An 18,109-nucleotide genomic window follows, 5' to 3' on the forward strand; every position below is an offset into this window, starting at 1 on the left:
GAGCGCGGATACGAGGTGGTCGTCGGCCGGTGCATGGACGGCTCGCCCCACCTGCCGCTGCTCGACTTCGAGCGGATCGGGCGGGCCGAGCCGACGTGGCTGGCCGGCTGGTCCGACATCTCCACGCTGATCACCCCGCTGACCCACGAGACCTCACGCTGGACGCCGAGGGCGCCTGGAGCCGGCTCGACGGGGACGCGGACGTCGATGTCGAGGGCCGGCTGATCGGCGGCTGTATCGAGACCATCGGCCACCTCGCGGGCGCCCCGTACCTGGACACCTCGCGCTTCGCCGGGGACGAGCCGCTGCTCGTGTACGTCGAGGCGTGCGAGGACAACGCCTTCACCATCTGCCGTCACCTGCACGGCATGCTCCCCCACGCTCGAACACCCTCGCGCGGGGGGACCCCCACCGCCGGGTTCTTCGACCGTGCGGCCGCCGTCCTCGTGGGCCGCACCCGAGCCCCCGACGGCCGCACCCTCACCCGGCACCAGGCCGTCCTCGACGCGCTCGGGCCGCTCGGGGTGCCGATCGTCGCCGACGTCGAGTGCGGGCACGTGGCGCCGTACCTCCCCCTGGTCAACGGCGCGCGCGGCCGTGTGGTGCACACGGCCGCGCGGAGCGAGATCGTTCAGATCCCGGACTGACCCCGGCGCAGGCCCAGGCCGACCAGGACGGCGGCGGCGAGGACGATCCCCGCGTCCAGGGCGAGGACCGTGTGGACGCCGGTCAGCAGGTCGTGGGAGGTGGTGGCCAGCACGCCCAGCAGCGGGATGCCGATCGTGATGCCGACCTGCTGGGTGGAGGTCACCAGACCGGTGGCCAGGCCCTGCTCCTCGTCCGGCACACCGGAGGTGACCGTCAGGCCGTACGAGATGATCGCGCCCAGGTGGCACATGCTGGCCAGGGACACGGCCGCCGTGGCGAGCCAGACCGACCAGACGTGGGAGTTGAGCAGGAGCAGCGTCGCGATCAGCGCGCCCTGGCCGGTCAGCGAGCCGACCAGGACGCGGCGGGCGCCGAAGCGGCCGATCACCTTCGCGGCGAGCGTGCCGGCGACGGCCGACAGCACGCCCTGGAAGCCGAAGACCAGCCCCGTCTCGAACGCCGACAGGTGCAGGATCTCCTGGAGGTACAGCGTCAGGACGAAGACCACCGTCGACATCATCGAGAAGGTGACCAGACCGCCCACGTTGCCCCAGGCCACCGTGCGCCGCCGCAGCATGGGCAGGGAGACCAGCGGGGCCTGCGTGCGGGACTCGATCACCGTGAACGCGGTCAGCAGGAGCCCGCCGGCGAGCAGCGCCGTGATGACGTCCACGCGGCCGAAACCGTGGTCGGCGGCCGTGGACAGGGCGTAGATCAGGGACAGCAGACCGGTGGTGACGGTGACGGCGCCGGGAACGTCCAGTCGCGGACGCTCCGGGGTGCGCGACTCCGGCAGCAGGCCCGGCGCCAGCGGCAGCACGAGCAGCGCGAACACCGACAGCAGGGCCATCGTCGAGCGCCAGCCGAGCGCGTCGGTCAGCACACCGCCCGCGACCATGCCGATGGTGAAGCCCAGCGACAGCAGGGTGCCGGAGATGCCGAGGGCGCGGTCGCGGGCCGGGCCCTCCGGGAAGGTGGTGGTCAGCAGGGACATGCCCGCCGGGACGATCGCCGCCGCGCCGAGACCCTGCAGCGCGCGCCCGGTGAGGAACGACGCCGGGTCCCAGGCCAGGGTCGCCAGCAGCGAGGCCGCGCCGAACAGGGCCAGGCCGGTCAGGAACAGCTTCCGGCGGCCGTACAGGTCGCCGATGCGGCCGAAGAGGAGAAGGAATCCGCCGGAGGGCAGCGCGAACGCGGTGACGGCCCACTGCAGGGCCGAGCGGCTCATGCCGAGGTCGGTGCCCAGTTCGGGCAGGGCCACGTTCAGGACGGAGAAGTCCAGCGCGACCATGAACTGGGCCGCGCACAGGACGAACAGGACGAGCTTGTCACGCGTGGACAGCCGGGGCGTCCCGGTGGTGTCGAGCGGTGTGCCCGCGGTGGTGGGCTGGGTGGTGGTGTCGGTCGCCATGGCAAAGAGCTTCGGACGAGCGGAATACCGGTGGGGAGTCGGAACTTATGGTGGTGGTGGCACCACCAGATACGACGGGGGAGGAGCGGTACGTGCCTGTAGCGGGGGCGTCGCAGAGTGAACGACGCAGTGAACTGCGCGAGTTCCTGATGAGCCGGCGGGCCCGGGTCAGACCGGAGGAGGCCGGACTGCCGGCCGGCGGCGGCCGGCGCCGTACGCCCGGGCTGCGCCGGGAGGAGGTCGCCGTGCTCGCCGGGGTGGGCGCCTCCTGGTACCAGTGGCTGGAGCAGGGGCGGGAGATCTCCGTCTCCCCGTCGGTGCTGGACGCCGTCGCCCGGGTGCTGCGGCTGAGCAACGCCGAGCGCCGGCATCTGTACCTGCTGGCCGGGCTGAACCCGCCGGCGCCCGAAGTGGCGCCGGAGAAGCGGGACATGTGCGAGGGGTTGCGGCGGCTGATCGACACCTGGATGCCGTATCCGGCGCACATCATGGACCTGTACTACAACTGCGTGATGTACAACGACGCGGCCGCGATCGTGCTCGGCATGCGGCCGGACATCACGCAGAACTGCCTCGTCGACTTCTTCACCGATCCGCTGTACCGGTCGCGCAGCCACAGCTGGGAGGAGAACGCGCGTACGGTCGTGGCGCAGTTCCGGGCCGCGTGTGCGGCGCGGCCGGACGACGAGGGCTTCCAGGAGGTCCTCGCCGAGGCGTCCGAGCGCAGCCCGGAGTTCGTCCGGCTGTGGGCCGAGCGGGACATCCAGGACCAGGGGCAGATCCGCAAGGAGCTGGAGCATCCGCTGGTCGGGCTGCTGGTGGTGGAGTCGACGGCGATGAAGGTGCCGGCCCGGCCCGATCTGATGATCGTGCTGCACACTCCGCTGGAGGAGGCGAACACCGCGGCGAAGCTGGAGTGGCTGGCGTCCCCGGAGGGGCGGCGGGGCGCGATGTACCCCGTGGCGGGGTGAACGGGGCCGGGCTTCGTATGCTCTGGGCATGACCGAGAGCAACGCGCTTGACCCCGAGGACCGCAAGATCGTGACCCTGGCCCGTTCCGTTCGGGCTCGCAACGGTGTGCCGGAGGGGGCGGCCGTACGGGACGAGACCGGGCGTACGTATGCCGCCGGGACGGTTTCGCTGCCCTCGCTGAAGCTGAGCGCGCTGCGGACGGCGGTCGCCATGGCCGTGGCGTCGGGGGCCACCTCGCTGGAGGCGGCGGCGGTGGTGAGCGACGCGGAGTCGGTGGCGGGCGAGGACTTGGCCGCGGTTGCCGATCTCGGTGGTGCGGGGACGCCGGTGCTGCTCGCCGGGCCTGACGGTGCTGTCCGGCTGACCGTTTCCGCCGGCTGACGTACCGAAGTGCCGGCCGAACGAAAGGTCGGCCGGAATTCAACCTTGTTGTGTTCCTGCCCTTGCGCATCAATAAGGCCGTACGTTCCGACGGGCCGTCAGATCCGCACCACCCGCGCAGTGTGCCCGCACCCGCCTGCCCGGCCTCCCTGTCCGTCGGTGTCCCCCCACACGGCACTCCCCACACGAAAGGGAAGCGGATCCCCATGAGAGGCAAGCGCACGGCAACGGGTGCGGCGCTGGTCGCCGGGGCCCTCGCGGTCACCGGACTCGCCCTCGCGCCCTCCGCGGCCGCCGTCACCCCACAGTCGGCGACCATCACCGCGAGCTGCGGCATCTTCGGCGGCGGTACGGCCACGCTCACCGCCACCCAGAGCGGCACCTCGGCCACCATCACCCTCACCTCCTCCGCGATCACCGCGCCGGTCGCGGTGGCCAAGGACTCCATCTCCTCCACCCTCAGCCTGGCCAAGTCGGGCGGCGGCTCCGTCGTGTTCAGCGGGACGAAGAACCCCGCCATGAACACCGGCGACGCCGTCAGCGTCGGCCCGCTCCCCGGCACCGTCGCCTCCGGTGACAAGCTGGACGCCTACGGCGGCTCGCTGAAGATGGTCATCTTCGGGGTCACCGTGACCTGCACGGCGAACGGTCCGCAGTCGCCCGGCCCCTTCGTCTTCGACTGACTGAACTGAGCGATCTGTTCCGGATGCCGCAGAAACTGATGATCCGTCAGGTTTCTGCGGCATCTCCATTGACTTCTCACCCCGGCTCCACATCAATGCCCCCTGTCGGCGCAGATGAGCCGCTGCGCCCGCAACCCTCAGGAGGGGGCCCCATGGGTTCGACACCCCCAAGACCACGAAGATCCCGACGGTGGCGCTGGGCGTCGCTGTTCGGGGCGACCGCGCTCGCGGTCACCGCGGGCGGCGCGCTGGCCGGTCCGGCCGGTGCCGCCGGCACCAACGTGGACTTCGCCACGCACTGCATCCCGCCCGCCGTCGCGGGCATCCCGCCGATCGACGGCACCACGACCGCCGGCGTCTCGGTGGACAACGCCAGCCCGAAGGTCGGCGACACCGTCACCGTGACCTACACCGTGGTCACCGCCGCCGCCGGCAACCCCACCGACCTCGCCCTGCCCGCCGACATCATGACCCCGACCGGAAAGGTGACCCTCGGTGGCGCCCAGACGGGGGACGTGACCGTCGCCGGGCCCAAGAAGAACCCGCCGGTGCCGGGGAAGGCCGCCTTCCCGTCCTTCTCCATGACCGGCACGTTCACCGTCACCAAGGCCGGGCAGATCACCCTCTCGCCCGGCGACTACAACATCCACACCAGCTACATCCTGGAGCTGGACACCCCGTGCACGGTCACCAACCCGCCCGCCCCGGTGTCCCAGACCGTCACGGCGACCGACGGCACCCCGGCCAACACCCGGGCGATCTCGCTGAGTTCGGCCTCCGGTGACCCGGGTGCCGCCGTCACGGTCAGCGGCAGCAACTTCACGCCGGGCGCCACCGTGACCCTGGCCGGGCGGTCCGGGGCCACCCAGACCGCGGACACCGCCACGGTCACGGCCAACGCGCAGGGTTCCTTCAGCGGTTCCCTCGTCGTCAAGGACAAGACGACGACCGGGATCGTGGCGTACGAGGGCGGCTCCTGGAGCGCGGACAAGGGCGCCGGTCCCGCGGCGTACGTCGTCAACGACAACTCGCCCGTTCCGCCGGGCAGTCAGAAGCTGACGACCACCGTCAAGGCGGGCACGCTGGCCATGTCCCAGGCCGGGGACTCCGTCGCGCTGTCGGCGGTCGACTTCGGCAAGGGCGGGGCCTCGACGGGCAAGCTGCAGACGGTGACGGTCCAGGACTTCCGCGGCGGGCCCGCGGGCTGGTCCCTGACCGGCAAGGTCACCGGCTTCAGCGGTCCCGGCGGCAAGATCGACGCGGGGAAGCTGAGCTGGACCCCGGCGTGCGTGGCCAAACCCGGCAGCCCCAGCACGTGCAAGGCCGGTTCGGCGGGCACCGTGGGAGCCTCGGGGGCGACTTTGGCGTCGACCTCCGACGGCACGCTCACCGGCGGTGAGTTCACCGTCGACGCCGGACTCTCCCTGGACGTACCGGCGTTCACGCCTCCGGGTGCGTACTCCGGTGTGCTCACGCTGACGCTCACCTGAGCGTGCGGGCGTCCGCACCCGCCCGTTCCTTCGTCTCTCCTCCGCGGGGGTCCGCACCCATGCGCAAGCTGTACGTCCTCCTCCTGGGCCTGTTGCTGGCAGGGCAGGCCACACCCACCCGCGCCGCCGACAACGGCAGCTGGTCCGTCTACCCGGTCGCCTCGAAGATCGCCCAGCGGCCCTACTTCTACCTCTCCGCCGACCCCGGCCAGACCCTCACCGACAAGGTCGCCGTCCAGAACAAGACCGGCGGGCCGCTCACCTTCCGGCTCTACCCGGCCGACGCCTACAACACCGCCCGCGACGGCGGTTTCGCCGTGCGGACCGTCAAGGAGCGCATGCTCGGGGTGGGCGCCTGGGCCCGGCTCGCGCAGTCCCGGGTCACCGTGCCCGGCCATACGACCGTCACCGTGCCCTTCACCCTCCGCGTCCCGCAGGGCGCCGAGCCCGGTGACCACCCGGGTGCCATCGTCGCCCTGGACGAGCGCGTCGACCCCGGCAGCGGGCGGCTCGCGCTCGGTGTGCAGCGGGCCGTCGGCGCCCGCGTCTACCTCCGGGTCAGCGGCCCCACACTGCCCGCGCTGTCCGTGGGACAGCTGCACATCAGCCACCACCAGCCCCTGATCCCGGGTTTCGGCGCCGGCACGGCCACCGTCTCCTACACCCTGGCCAACACCGGGAACGTCACCCTCGACCCGAGGGTGGAGCTGAAGGCGCGCGGGCTGTTCGGCCGTACGCTGCTCGACCGCGAGCTGTCCCGGGTGCCGTCGCAGCTGCTGCCCGGACAGCGGGTCAGGCTCACCGAGACCTGGCGCGGAGCGCCCCAACTCGACTGGGGAGACGTGACGTTGACGGCGAGCGCGCCCGGCACCCGGCAGTCGGCGAGCGCCTCCTTCCTCGCGCTGCCCTGGCTGGTCGTGGCGCTGGTGTGCGCCGCGGGCGTGGCGGTCGGGGTGCTGCTGGTCAGAGCGCGTCGGGGCCGCGTTCGCCGGTCCGCACGCGTACGACCGTCTCCACGGGTACGGCCCACACCTTCCCGTCCCCGATCTTCCCCGTCTGCGCGGCCCTGACGATCGCGTCGATCACGGGCTCGGCGTCCGCGTCCTCGACCACGACCTCGATGCGCACCTTCGGCACCAGGTCGACCCGGTACTCGGCCCCCCGGTACACCTCGGTGTGGCCGCGCTGGCGGCCGTAGCCGCTCGCCTCGGTCACGGTCAGACCGTGCACGCCCAGTTCCTGCAGGGCGGTCTTGACCTCGTCCAGACGGTACGGCTTGACGATCGCGGTGATGAGCTTCATGCCTGGGTGTCGACCTTCTGCGTGCTGGTTGCGGTGAGGAGGGAGTGGGAGACCGGGGCGCCGTGCCCCAGGACGCCGTGATCGTATGCCGTCTCGGCGTGCACCGTAAGGTCCAGGCCGGTGTGCTCCTGCTCCTCGCTCGCGCGCAGGCCCATCGCCTTGTCGAGCAGCTTGCCGAGGCCGTACGTCACCGCGAAGGCGTAGCCGGCCACGACCACCACGGCGAGCAGCTGCCTGCCGAGCGGTGCGAGCCCGCCGCCGTAGAAGAGGCCCTCCGCGGTGCCGGTCATCGCCTTCTCGGCGAACAGGCCGATCAGCAGGGTGCCGATGATCCCGCCGACCAGGTGGACGCCGACGACGTCCAGGGAGTCGTCGTAGTTCAGCTTGAACTTCCAGCTCACCGCGTAGGAGCAGACGACACCGGCGGCGAGGCCGACGACCAGCGCGCCGAGCAGGGAGACCGTGCCGCAGGACGGGGTGATCGCGACCAGGCCGGCGACCGCGCCGGAGACGGCGCCCAGGGTGGTCGGGTGCCCGTCCCTCTTCTGTTCGACGAAGAGCCAGCCGAGCAGACCGGTGCAGCCCGCGGCCAGGGTGTTGAGGAAGGCGGCCGCGGCGAGGCCGTTCGCGCCGAACGCGCTGCCCGCGTTGAAGCCGAACCAGCCGAACCAGAGCAGACCGGCACCGAGGATCACCATGGGCAGGTTGTGCGGCCGCATGGCGTCCTTCTTGAATCCGAGCCGGGGCCCGAGGACCAGGCACAGGGCGAGACCGGAGGCGCCGGAGGTGATCTCGACCGGCAGACCGCCCGCGAAGTCGAGCGCGCCGAGCCCGGCCGCGATCCAGCCGCCCGGGCCCCACACCCAGTGCGTCACCGGAACGTATACGAGGAGGGTCCAGACCGGGACGAAGACCAGCCACGCCGAGAATTTCGTGCGGTCGGCGACCGCGCCGCTGATCAGGGCGGCCGTGATGATCGCGAAGGTGAGCTGGAAGGTGGCGAAGAGGAGGGTGGGGACCGTGCCGTGCACGCTGCCGGGGCCGAGGTGCGCCATTCCGGCGTGATGGAGCCCGCCGATGAGCCCCCCGAAGGCGTCGTCCCCGAAGGCGAGGGAGTAGCCGGCCGCCAGCCAGACCACCGTGACCAGGGCGATCGACACGAAGCTCATCATCAGCATGTTGAGGACGCTCTTCGTGCGGACCATGCCGCCGTAGAACAGGGCCAGGCCGGGCGTCATCAGCAGGACGAGGGCGGTCGCGGCGAGCAGCCAGGCGGTGTCGCCGGTGTTCACACGGGCGGCGGCGAGGGTCACGGGCGTCTCCAACGGTGTGAGGCTCGTCAGAGGGTCACCGGTGTGCGTTTCCGGTCGCGTACAGGTGTGTTTCCGTGACGTTTCGTTGCGGGCGGGTTTCCGGAAGCTCACGGGGGGCCGTGGCGGCCGTCACTGGTACGGCGGGCCCTCGTGGATCAGCGACAATGAACGGCATGAGCGTTCGTACCCCGTCATCCGAAGAGCCGGCCGAGACCGTCCACCGCGCCGGCTTCGCCTGCTTCGTGGGCCGCCCCAACGCGGGCAAGTCCACCCTCACGAACGCTCTGGTGGGGCAGAAGGTGGCGATCACCGCGAACCAGCCGCAGACGACGCGGCACACGGTACGCGGGATCGTGCACCGGCCCGACGCCCAGCTGATCCTCGTGGACACCCCCGGGCTCCACAAACCGCGCACGCTGCTCGGCGAGCGGCTCAACGACGTCGTCCGCACGACGTGGGCCGAGGTCGACGTGATCGGCTTCTGCCTGCCGGCGAACGAGAAGATCGGCCCCGGTGACCGCTTCATCGCCAAGGAGCTCGCGGGGATCAAGAAGACCCCGAAGGTCGCCATCGTCACCAAGACCGACCTCGTCGACTCCAAGACCCTCGCCACGCAGCTGATCGCGATCGACCAGCTGGGCAAGGAACTGGGCATCGAATGGGCGGAGATCGTCCCGGTGTCGGCGGTGGGCGCCAAGCAGGTGGACCTGCTGGCCGGCCTCCTGATCCCGCTCCTCCCCGAGGGCCCGGCGCTCTACCCCGAGGGCGACCTCACCGACGAGCCCGAGCAGGTCATGATCGCGGAACTGATCCGCGAGGCGGCCCTGGAGGGCGTCCGCGACGAGCTGCCGCACTCCATCGCCGTGGTCGTCGAGGAGATGCTCCCGCGCGAGGACCGCCCGGCGGACCGGCCGTTGCTGGACATCCACGCCAACGTCTACATCGAGCGGCCCAGCCAGAAGGGGATCATCATCGGCCCCAAGGGCAAGCGCCTGAAGGAGGTCGGCATCAAGTCCCGCAAGCAGATCGAGGCGCTGCTCGGGACGCCGGTCTTCCTGGACCTGCATGTGAAGGTGGCCAAGGACTGGCAGCGCGACCCCAAGCAGTTGAGGAAGCTCGGCTTCTAGCCGATGGCCCGCTGCGGGATCATGTCCTGCAACCCCACCACCCTCAGCAGCTGAAGCCGTTCGTAGGACTCCGTTCCCGGGCGGGCCGTGTGGACGACGAGCAGGTGGTGGTGTTCGTGGCTGAGCATGACCTCGCAGTCCAGCTCCAGCAGGCCGACCAGCGGGTGCTCGAAGCGCTTGGTCGCGTGGTTGCGCAGGGACACCTCGTGTTCGTCCCACAGGAGCGCGAACTCCTCGCTGGCTGAACGGAGTTCGGCGACCAGCCCGGCCGGTTCCGGGTCGTCGGGGCGGGCGGCGGTCACCGCGCGCAGGTTGGCCACGTGGGAGCGCGCGTGCACCTCGTGGTCCTCCTCCGGGAAGAGCGAGCGCGCGGCCGGGTCCAGGAAGAAGCGGCGCACCAGGTTCCGTTCCTGCCGGGGGCGGGACATCACGTCGCCGACCAGCGCCTTGGCCATCGCGTTCTGGGCCAGCACCGCACCGCAGTCGTTCACCAGCTGCGCCGGAGTGTCGTACAGGCGGTCCAGGATCAGCAGCAGACCGGGCCGGACATGCGCCGACGCCGTCTCGCGGCGCGGCGGCTCCTCGCCGGCCAGGTGGAACAGGTGGTCGTGTTCGGCGTCGGCCAGGCGCAGTGCGCGCGCCAGCGCCGTCAGCATCTGGCGGGACGGGCGCGGACCCCGGGACTGTTCGAGCCGGGTGTAGTAGTCCACCGACATGCCCGCCAGCTGTGCCACCTCCTCGCGGCGCAGACCGGGCGTGCGACGCCGGGCACCCGGCGTCAGGCCCACGTCCGACGGGGTCAGCCGGGCGCGGCCACGGCGCAGGAAATCGGCGAGTTCGGCTCGGTTCACCCCTCCAGCGTGCGGCAGCCCGCCCGGCTTATCCAGGGACTGTCGATCCCCCGATCAACGGGTCTCTCCCGGTCTCTGCCGCCCCGGCCGAGGCTGGTCACCGACGAGAGGAGCACATGATGCCGACATTGGTGACCGGGACGACGGGACAGGTCGGACGCCGCTTCGTGCCCAGGCTGCTGGCACAGACCCGGCCGGGAGAGCGGGTACGGGTCCTGCTCAGGGACGCTTCCCGCGCGGACCGCTTCGCCGGCCTCGGCGCCGACGTCGTACTCGGCGATCTCCGGGACGACGAGGTGCTCGGCAAGGCCGTCGCCGGCGTGGACGCCGTCGTGAACGTCGCCGCCTCCTTCCGCGGTGTCCCCGACGAGGAGGCCTGGGCCGTCAACCGCGACGCGGCCGTGTCCCTGGGCCGGGCCGCACTGTCCGCCGGGGTACGGCGGTTCGTGCAGGTCAGTACGGGGATCGTGTACGGCACCGGGCGCGGCCGGCCGCTGGTGGAGGAGGACGGGATCCGGCCCGGCGGGGCGATGTGGGGTGCGTACGGCGAGTCCAAGGCGGCGGCGGAGTGGGAACTGCTCGCCCTGGACGGGGGCATGGAGGTGCGCGTCGGCCGCCTGCCCTTCGTCTACGGCGAGGGCGACCCGCACCTCGCCGACTCCCTGCGCTGGGCCGCGCAGTGGGCCCCGGCCCAGCGGCTGCAGATGGGCCATCACGCCGACGTCGCCCAGGGCCTGCTGCGTCTGCTGTACGCACCGGCGGTGAACGGCCCCCTGTACAACATCGCCGACGACGCCCCCGTCACGGCCGTCGAGCTGCACCAGCTCAACGGCGTCGAGGTGCCCGCCGACATGCACACCCGCACCGACCCCGACCCGTGGTTCGGGATCATGTCCACGCAGAAGATCCGCCGGGACCTGGGCTTCAGGCCGGTCTACCCGACCGTCTGGACCGCCCGCGACGCCGGCGCCCTGTGACACCCTTCGAAAAGCATCACTCGACCCCTCTGATCCGCCCCACCAGCACCGCCCCCGCCAGTCCGATCACCGCCGCCACCAGGTACAGCGCCCGGTAGCCGCCCAGGTAGGTCACGATCGGCGCGGCGAGGGCGGGCGCCGCGACCTGCGGCAGGGCGTTGGCCACGTTGATGACTCCCAGATCCTTGCCCCGGTCCAGCGCCGCCGGCAGGACGTCCGTCATCAGCGCGAAGTCGACCGAGGTGAACACGCCGAAGCCGACCCCGAGGAGCGCCGACGCGACGATCGCGCCCGGCCAGGTCTGCCAGCCGGCCAGCGCCGCCGTCGCCACCGCCATCAGCACCCCGGACCAGACGACGAACGGCTTGCGCCGGCCCACCCGGTCCGACCACACCCCGCCCGCCACGACGGTCGCCGTCAGCGTCAGGCTGTTGACGGCCGTCAGGATCAGCACCCCCTGACCGGGGTCGTGATAGTGCAGGCGGTCCCGCAGGTAGAAGAGGAGGTACAGCAGCACCAGCGAGTTGCTGAGGTTGATCAGGAACCGGGTCAGCCACGCCCAGCCCAGGTCCGGCAGGCGGCGCGGGCTCAGCCAGAACCCCGCCACGAACGCCCGCCAGGACCACGCCGGCCGGTCCTTTGCCGCCAGCCGCAGATCCGGATGACGCAGCACGTACGGCAGCACACCCGCCACCGTGCACACCGCGCACGCCGCGTATCCGGCGCCGATCCCGCCCGCCGCGGTCGCCAGGCCCGTGCCGCCGACCACGCCCAGGATCTGCGCGGCCCCCAGCCAGCCGCCCACCGCGCCCCGCTGGCGCCTCGGCACCCGGTCGGGCACCGCCGCCGTCACCGCCGCGAACGCCGCGTTCAGCGTGAGCTGCACCAGGCACCAGCCCGCCGCCATGGACCACACCCCGCCCGCCCGCGCGAGCAGCAGCAGCGACAGCGCACCGCCCGCCGTCCCGGCCACGATCCACGGCGTACGGCGGCCCCGGCGGGAGGTCGTACGGTCCGACAGGGCACCGAAGAAGGGGTTGGCGACCAGCGAGACCACCGCGCCCGCCCCCGTCACCCAGGCCAGCACCGTCTCCTTCGACATCCCCGAGCCTGGCGCGAAGTCCCTGGCCTGGGAGGCGAGCAGGATCTGCAGGGGGCCGAACCAGCCGACCCAGATCGCCCCGTTGGCCAGCGACAACGCCACCGTCCAGCCCCGGCCGACCCGCTCCACCGGTTCGGCCAGGGCGGCCGGGGGCCGGACCGTGGTCATCCCCGCGCCCGGAGCACGTCCCGGAGCCAGTGGTAGGAGGCCTTGGGGGTGCGCTTCAGCGAGGTGTAGTCCACGTGCACCAGGCCGAAGCGGCGCCGATAGCCCTCGGCCCACTCGAAGTTGTCCATCAGGGACCACACGAAGTAGCCGCGCACGTCCACGCCGGCCTCCAGCGCGGTGTGCAGGGCGCGGATGTGGGCGTCCAGGTAGGCGATGCGCTCGTGGTCGTCGACGCCGTCGTAGGAGCAGCCGTTCTCGGTGATGACGATCGGCGGGAGCCGGTCGCCGTACCTGTCCCGGAAGCCGCACAGCAGCTCGGTGAGGCCCTCCGGGACGACCGGCCAGCCGAAGTCGGTCACCGGGCGGCCCTCGATCTCCCGGACGGAGAAGGGCAGTTCGGCGGGCAGCACCAGACCGCCGTACTCGCTGTCGGTGCCGCCGGGCGCGCCCACCCGGGTCGGCGCGTAGTAGTTGATCCCGTACCAGTCGACCGGTCCGGCGATGACCTCGAGGTCGGCCGCGACGTCACCGGGCATCAACTCGCCCATCCCGTCCGGGTATTCACCGAGGATGACCGGCTCGGCGAACAGGCGGTTGAGCAGGACGTCGTAGAAGCCGGCCGCCTCCACGTCCGCCGGTTCGGCGGAGGCCGGCCAGGTGGGGCCGTGGGAGTTGGCGATGCCGATGTCGCTCGCGCCGGCCGCGCGCAGGGCCCGTACCGCGAGGCCGTGGGCGAGGAGCTGGTGGTGGGCGACCGGGAGCGCGTCGAAGAGGAGCTGCCTGCCGGGGGCGTGGGCGCCGAGGGCGTGGCCCAGGAGGGTGTGCTCGGCGGGCTCGTTGAGGGTGATCCATTTGGTCACGCGGTCGCCGAGCCGTTCGGCGACCACCGTCACATGGTCGGCGAACCGGGCCGCCGTGTCCCGCTCCAGCCAGTCCAGACGGGCGGGCAGGTCCCAGTGGAAGAGGGTGGGCACGGGGCGTACGCCCGCCGCGCACAGCTCGTCGACCAGGCGGTCGTAGAAGTCCAGCCCACCGGGTGAGCCGACCCGGGGCCAGGAGACCGAGAAGCGGTAGGCGTCCACGCCCAGGCCGGCGAGGAGGGCCACGTCCTCCTGGTAGCGGTGGTAGTGGTCGCAGGCCACCGCCGCCGTCGAACCGTCCTTCACCCGTCCCGGTTCGGCCGTGAACACGTCCCACACGGACCGCTCGCGCTCCCCGGCCGCCCCTTCGATCTGATGGGCCGAGGTCGAGACGCCCCACAGGAAGCCGTCCGGGAAGCGCGGTATCGGGGGCAGCGGATCGGCTGCGTCAGTCGCCATGGCCGGATCATCCTTACCCCCGGTAACAGAAGTCAACGCCCCTGCGGAAACCGGTGGTTACGCGCCCTCCTTCAGTACCCGGGACACCAACTCCCGCTGTTCCTCGGTGAGTCGGGGGTCGGCCGCGTAGACCGTGCGGCCGTCCACGGTGATCTCGTAGTGGAAGCCGTCCGGGACGCCGGCCGGCGCCGTGCCCTGGCCGGACGCGAGGACGCGTTCGGCCAGGGACTGCCATGCCTGGGCGTCGGGCCGGCCCGAGGTGTCCACCTCGGCCCGGCGCTCGATGCCCGCGAACCCGCCCGTGCGCCGTACTTGGATACGCATGGGCCCAGTGTCGCAGTACTACAGCGTCCGCACGCCGACCTGTTCCCACGCCTTCTGCACGGCCGTGAGTTCGTCGCCGGCGCCGTACCGCTCGCGCGCCGCCTTCACCGTCAGCGTGGCGAAGTCGGCGAACAGCGCGTCCGTCTTGAGGTCGCCGCCGGTCAGCACGTCGTACCAGATCTGCCCGGCCTTCTCCCAGGCACGACCGCCGATCGCCGTGGCGACCAGGTAGAAGGCGTGGTTCGGGATGCCGGAGTTGATGTGCACGCCGCCGTTGTCGCGGCCGGTGCGGACATAGTGGTCCATGGTCGCCGGCTGCGGGTCCTTGCCGAGGTTCGGGTCGTCGTAGGCCGTGCCCGGCGCCTTCATCGAGCGCAGCGCGGTGCCGTGGACGCCGGGCGCGAGCAGCCCGGCGCCGATCAGCCAGTCGGCCTCGGCGGCGGTCTGGCCGAGGGTGTACTGCTTGATCAGCGAGCCGAAGACATCCGAGACGGACTCGTTGAGCGCGCCGGACTGGCCGAAGTACTCCAGGTTCGCGGTGTGCTGGGTGACGCCGTGGGTCAGCTCGTGGCCGATGACGTCGACCGGGATGGTGAAGTCGAGGAAGATCTCGCCGTCGCCGTCGCCGAACACCATCTGCTCGCCGTTCCAGAAGGCGTTGTCGTACGACTCGCCGAAGTGCACGGTGGCGTCCAGCGGCAGCCCGTTGTCGTCGATGGAGTGCCGGCCGTAGGCCTTCAGATACAGCTCGAAGGTGGCGCCGAGGCCCGCGTAGGCGCGGTTGACGGTGGCGTCGGAGCCCGGGTCGGAGCCCTCCTCGCGGACCTTGGTGCCGGGCAGGTCCTGGGTGTGGTGGGCGTCGTAGATCGTGCGGTGCGGCTGGTCGGCGGCGGCGCCCGCGGGCGCGGCGACGGAGGGCGCGCCGATGACCGTGGTCAGGCGGCGCTTGGTGCGCTGGTAGGCGTCGTGCTCCAGGGACCGGCGGGCCGGACCGGAGAGCGCGGAGTCCTCGGCCTGGGCGAGCTTGTCGAGGACGTGCGGTGGCACGATCGTGCAGAAGACGGGCTCGAAGCCCCCGTTGGTCGTCATGCCCGGCACCATTGCATTGTGTGACGCCGATGTCACTAGGTGCCACCATGATTGGTGAAATACCGGGACAGGGAACGCGACGCTCCGTGATGGTGTGCTAGGGCGATGTGGCGCGACGCACTTTTTGTCCATTTTGTGATACCGGTCCCGCATACTGGGACACGACCCCGCGTCCGAGGTGGCTCGGTTAGGCTGCGACGCATCATGCGTTTCGGGCTGCTTCTTCTTAGCTGCCGCGGCGAGGGCCTGTAGTCGAGGCCGACTCCCTCCCCGCGGAGCTTGGCGTTGCGTCGTCGGCCGTCCATCCGGACACCCGGATCTCCGGACATCCCCAAGGAGCCCACGCGATCATGGCCAACCGCCAGCAGCCCAGTTCCATGCCGATCCACAAGTACGGCCGCTACGAGCAGGTCGACATCCCGGACCGCACCTGGCCGGAGCAGCGCATCACCGTCGCCCCCCGCTGGCTCTCCACCGACCTGCGCGACGGCAACCAGGCCCTGATCGACCCCATGTCGGCCGAGCGCAAGCGCCGGATGTTCGATCAGCTGGTCAAGATGGGCTACAAGGAGATCGAGGTCGGCTTTCCGGCCTCCGGCCAGACCGACTTCGACTTCGTGCGCTCGATCATCGAGGAAGAGGGCGCGATCCCGGACGACGTCACCATCTCCGTGCTGACCCAGGCCCGTGAGGACCTGATCGAGCGGACGGTGGAGTCCCTGAAGGGCGCCAGGCGCGCGACCGTCCACCTGTACAACGCCACCGCCCCCGTCTTCCGCCGCGTGGTCTTCCGTGGCTCCAAGGACGACATCAAGCAGATCGCGGTGGACGGCACCCGTCTGGTCATGGAGTACGCCGAGAAACTGCTCGGCCCCGAGACCGAGTTCGGCTACCAGTACTCGCCTGAGATCTTCACCGACACGGAGCTGGACTTCGCGCTGGAGGTCTGCGAGGCGGTCATGGACGTCTGGCAGCCCGGACCGGGCCGCGAGATCATCCTCAACCTGCCCGCCACGGTGGAGCGTTCGACCCCGTCCACGCACGCGGACCGCTTCGAGTGGATGCACCGCAACCTGTCCCGCCGCGAGCACGTCTGCCTGTCCATCCACCCGCACAACGACCGCGGTACGGCCGTGGCGGCGGCCGAGCTGGCGCTGATGGCCGGCGCCGACCGCGTCGAGGGCTGCCTGTTCGGGCAGGGCGAGCGCACCGGCAACGTCGACCTGGTCACCCTGGGCATGAACCTGTTCTCCCAGGGCGTCGACCCGCAGATCGACTTCTCCGACATCGACGAGATCCGCCGTACGTGGGAATACTGCAACCAGATGGAGGTCCACCCGCGCCACCCGTACGTGGGCGACCTGGTCTACACGTCCTTCTCCGGCTCCCACCAGGACGCCATCAAGAAGGGCTTCGACGCCATGGAGGCCGACGCGGCGGCTCGCGGGGTCACCGTCGACGACATCGAGTGGGCGGTGCCGTACCTGCCGATCGACCCGAAGGACGTCGGCCGCTCCTACGAGGCCGTCATCCGCGTCAACTCGCAGTCCGGCAAGGGCGGTATCTCCTACGTCCTGAAGAACGACCACAAGCTGGACCTGCCGCGCCGGATGCAGATCGAGTTCTCGAAGCTCATCCAGGCCAAGACCGACGCCGAGGGCGGCGAGATCACGCCGAAGGAGATCTGGGCGGTCTTCCAGGACGAGTACCTGCCGAACCCGGACAACCCCTGGGGCCGCATCCAGGTCCGTACGGGTCAGTCGACGACGGACACCGACGGCGTGGACACCCTGACCGTCGAGGCGACGGTGGACGGCGAGGACACGGTCCTCTCCGGCTCCGGCAACGGTCCGATCTCGGCCTTCTTCGACGCCCTGGAGTCCATCGGCATCGACGTACGCCTGCTGGACTACCAGGAGCACACGATGAGCGAGGGCGCCTCCGCGCAGGCCGCCTCCTACATCGAATGCGCGATCGACGGCAAGGTCCTGTGGGGGATCGGCATCGACGCGAACACGACGCGTGCGTCGCTGAAGGCGGTCGTCTCGGCCGTCAACCGCGCGGCGCGCTGACCCTCCTGACCAGGCCTTTCGGTGCCCTGGCCGCTGTATACGGCGGCCGGGGCACCATCGTTTCCCGGCCACTGTGCCGCCGAGGTCACGGAAAGGTCTCTTACGGGGTACTGACTCAGCCTTGGTGATGTGGCTAACATCACGCCAGCGCGGCGATGTTGCCGTGCGGTTACGGAGGTGCGACGTGCTGCCAGTACGGGGACGAGACGGCCGGGCCCTGCGCTTCCTGGGCACGCGCACCGCATGGACACCCGTCGGGGACGGCGAGTTCTACTGCCCCGGCTGCGGTGGCGACCGCAACTACCAGCGGCTCACCGGGCGCCGCCGGCTCACCCTGCTCGGGCTGCCGCTGCTGCCGCGCGGGACGGCCGGGCCGGTCGTGGAGTGCGCCGCCTGCTGCCACCAGTACGGCATCGACGTCCTCGACCATCCCACCACGCGCCGCTTCTCCGCGATGCTCCGCGACGCCGTGCACACCGTCGCCCTCGCGGTGCTCGCGGCGGGCGGCACCTCCTCCCGTACGGCCCTGGAGACGGCCGCCGGAGCGGTGCGCGCGGCCGGCTTCGACGGCTGTACCGGGGAACAGCTGACCGCGCTCGTCGACGCCCTCGCCGCCGACACCGGCCGGGTCCTCGGCGCCGAGTGCGGCACGAGCCTGACGATAGAGCTGCACGAGGCCCTGGACCCACTCGCCCCGCACCTCGCCCCCGCCGGCCGCGAGTCCCTCCTCCTCCAAGCGGCCCGCATCGCCCTGGCCGACGGCCCCTACACCCCCGCCGAACGCGACGCCCTCACCACGGTCGGCGCGGCCCTGACCATCTGCGCGGACGACGTGACCCGCCTGCTGGCAGCGGCCCGGACCCCGTCCTGACGGCCGGGG

General features: G+C 71.4%; 17 protein-coding genes and 1 pseudogene. 10 read left to right on the forward strand and 8 right to left on the reverse strand.

Going from position 1 to position 18,109, the window contains the following annotated elements; translation table 11 throughout:
* The first annotated feature begins 33 nt into the window (after window positions 1-33).
* Window positions 34-647 (forward strand): annotated as a pseudogene (locus BFF78_RS28285) (S66 peptidase family protein).
* Here the strand turns inward: BFF78_RS28285 and BFF78_RS28290 are convergent.
* Window positions 632-2,059, reverse strand: coding sequence for an MFS transporter (locus BFF78_RS28290; RefSeq protein WP_069780980.1), 1,428 nt, complete (start codon window positions 2,057-2,059; stop codon window positions 632-634). The pseudogene BFF78_RS28285 and the gene BFF78_RS28290 sit on opposite strands and share 16 nt — an antisense overlap.
* 149 nt (window positions 2,060-2,208) lie before the next feature.
* On the opposite strand from BFF78_RS28290, the gene BFF78_RS28295 reads away from it, so the two are divergent.
* The 5 genes from BFF78_RS28295 to BFF78_RS28315 all read left to right on the forward strand — a co-directional run bounded on the left by BFF78_RS28295 (window position 2,209) and on the right by BFF78_RS28315 (window position 6,655).
* Window positions 2,209-3,030 carry a helix-turn-helix transcriptional regulator gene (locus BFF78_RS28295; RefSeq protein WP_227026161.1) on the forward strand — a complete coding sequence of 274 codons (822 nt, stop codon included), beginning with the start codon at window positions 2,209-2,211 and terminating at the stop codon, window positions 3,028-3,030.
* A gap of 28 nt (window positions 3,031-3,058) precedes the next feature.
* Window positions 3,059-3,412 carry a cytidine/deoxycytidylate deaminase family protein gene (locus tag BFF78_RS28300; protein WP_069780982.1) on the forward strand — a complete coding sequence of 118 codons (354 nt, stop codon included), beginning with the start codon at window positions 3,059-3,061 and terminating at the stop codon, window positions 3,410-3,412.
* A 206-nt stretch (window positions 3,413-3,618) separates the two neighbouring features.
* Window positions 3,619-4,095 (forward strand): hypothetical protein, encoded by a 477-nt coding sequence (locus tag BFF78_RS28305; protein WP_069780983.1) that lies wholly within the window; start codon window positions 3,619-3,621, stop codon window positions 4,093-4,095.
* Between the two features lie 152 nt (window positions 4,096-4,247).
* The gene (locus BFF78_RS28310) at window positions 4,248-5,585 is read left to right on the forward strand and encodes a WxL domain-containing protein (RefSeq protein ID WP_069780984.1); all 1,338 of its coding nucleotides are present in this window, start codon (window positions 4,248-4,250) and stop codon (window positions 5,583-5,585) included.
* 59 nt (window positions 5,586-5,644) lie between these two features.
* The gene (locus tag BFF78_RS28315; protein WP_069780985.1) at window positions 5,645-6,655 is read left to right on the forward strand and encodes a WxL protein peptidoglycan domain-containing protein; all 1,011 of its coding nucleotides are present in this window, start codon (window positions 5,645-5,647) and stop codon (window positions 6,653-6,655) included.
* Here BFF78_RS28315 and BFF78_RS28320 read toward each other — a convergent pair.
* Entirely contained in the window at window positions 6,549-6,887 is a 339-nt protein-coding gene (locus BFF78_RS28320) for a P-II family nitrogen regulator (RefSeq protein WP_069780986.1), read from the reverse strand. The two genes, BFF78_RS28315 and BFF78_RS28320, sit on opposite strands and share 107 nt — an antisense overlap.
* Window positions 6,884-8,212 carry an ammonium transporter gene (locus BFF78_RS28325; RefSeq protein ID WP_269466309.1) on the reverse strand — a complete coding sequence of 443 codons (1,329 nt, stop codon included), beginning with the start codon at window positions 8,210-8,212 and terminating at the stop codon, window positions 6,884-6,886. Before BFF78_RS28325 ends, BFF78_RS28320 begins: the two co-directional genes overlap by 4 nt.
* A 161-nt stretch (window positions 8,213-8,373) precedes the next feature.
* Between BFF78_RS28325 and era the strand changes: the two genes are divergently transcribed.
* Complete coding sequence (era, locus tag BFF78_RS28330) at window positions 8,374-9,327, forward strand: GTPase Era (protein WP_069780988.1); 954 nt, start codon at window positions 8,374-8,376, stop codon at window positions 9,325-9,327.
* Here era and BFF78_RS28335 read toward each other — a convergent pair.
* Entirely contained in the window at window positions 9,324-10,178 is an 855-nt protein-coding gene (locus tag BFF78_RS28335; protein WP_069780989.1) for a helix-turn-helix transcriptional regulator, read from the reverse strand. The genes era and BFF78_RS28335 overlap by 4 nt on opposite strands.
* Window positions 10,179-10,297: 119 nt before the next feature.
* Between BFF78_RS28335 and BFF78_RS28340 the strand changes: the two genes are divergently transcribed.
* Entirely contained in the window at window positions 10,298-11,155 is an 858-nt protein-coding gene (locus BFF78_RS28340; RefSeq protein WP_069783863.1) for an NAD-dependent epimerase/dehydratase family protein, read from the forward strand.
* 16 nt (window positions 11,156-11,171) lie between these two features.
* Here the strand turns inward: BFF78_RS28340 and BFF78_RS28345 are convergent, their stop codons facing one another.
* The 4 genes from BFF78_RS28345 to BFF78_RS28360 are packed head-to-tail and all read right to left on the reverse strand — an operon-like array spanning window position 11,172 to window position 15,157.
* A complete protein-coding gene (locus BFF78_RS28345; RefSeq protein ID WP_069780990.1) occupies window positions 11,172-12,425 on the reverse strand; it encodes an MFS transporter in 1,254 nt (417 codons plus the stop codon).
* Entirely contained in the window at window positions 12,422-13,744 is a 1,323-nt protein-coding gene (locus BFF78_RS28350) for a GH1 family beta-glucosidase (protein WP_079161516.1), read from the reverse strand. The genes BFF78_RS28345 and BFF78_RS28350 overlap by 4 nt, the downstream gene beginning before the upstream one ends.
* Before the next feature lie 57 nt (window positions 13,745-13,801).
* A complete protein-coding gene (locus BFF78_RS28355) occupies window positions 13,802-14,068 on the reverse strand; it encodes a protealysin inhibitor emfourin (RefSeq protein WP_069780991.1) in 267 nt (88 codons plus the stop codon).
* Window positions 14,069-14,086: 18 nt separating this feature from the next.
* Window positions 14,087-15,157 carry a M4 family metallopeptidase gene (locus BFF78_RS28360; protein WP_069783865.1) on the reverse strand — a complete coding sequence of 357 codons (1,071 nt, stop codon included), beginning with the start codon at window positions 15,155-15,157 and terminating at the stop codon, window positions 14,087-14,089.
* A gap of 350 nt (window positions 15,158-15,507) precedes the next feature.
* On the opposite strand from BFF78_RS28360, the gene leuA reads away from it, so the two are divergent.
* Together leuA and BFF78_RS28370 are read left to right on the forward strand one after the other, a co-directional pair.
* Entirely contained in the window at window positions 15,508-17,229 is a 1,722-nt protein-coding gene (gene leuA, locus BFF78_RS28365) for a 2-isopropylmalate synthase (RefSeq protein WP_069780992.1), read from the forward strand.
* A 184-nt stretch (window positions 17,230-17,413) separates the two neighbouring features.
* Window positions 17,414-18,100: a TerB family tellurite resistance protein gene (locus BFF78_RS28370; protein ID WP_069780993.1), complete on the forward strand. Its 687-nt coding sequence runs from the start codon at window positions 17,414-17,416 to the stop codon at window positions 18,098-18,100.
* Window positions 18,101-18,109 lie beyond the last annotated feature (9 nt).

This window comes from Streptomyces fodineus, assembly GCF_001735805.1.
Lineage (GTDB): Bacteria > Actinomycetota > Actinomycetes > Streptomycetales > Streptomycetaceae > Streptomyces > Streptomyces fodineus.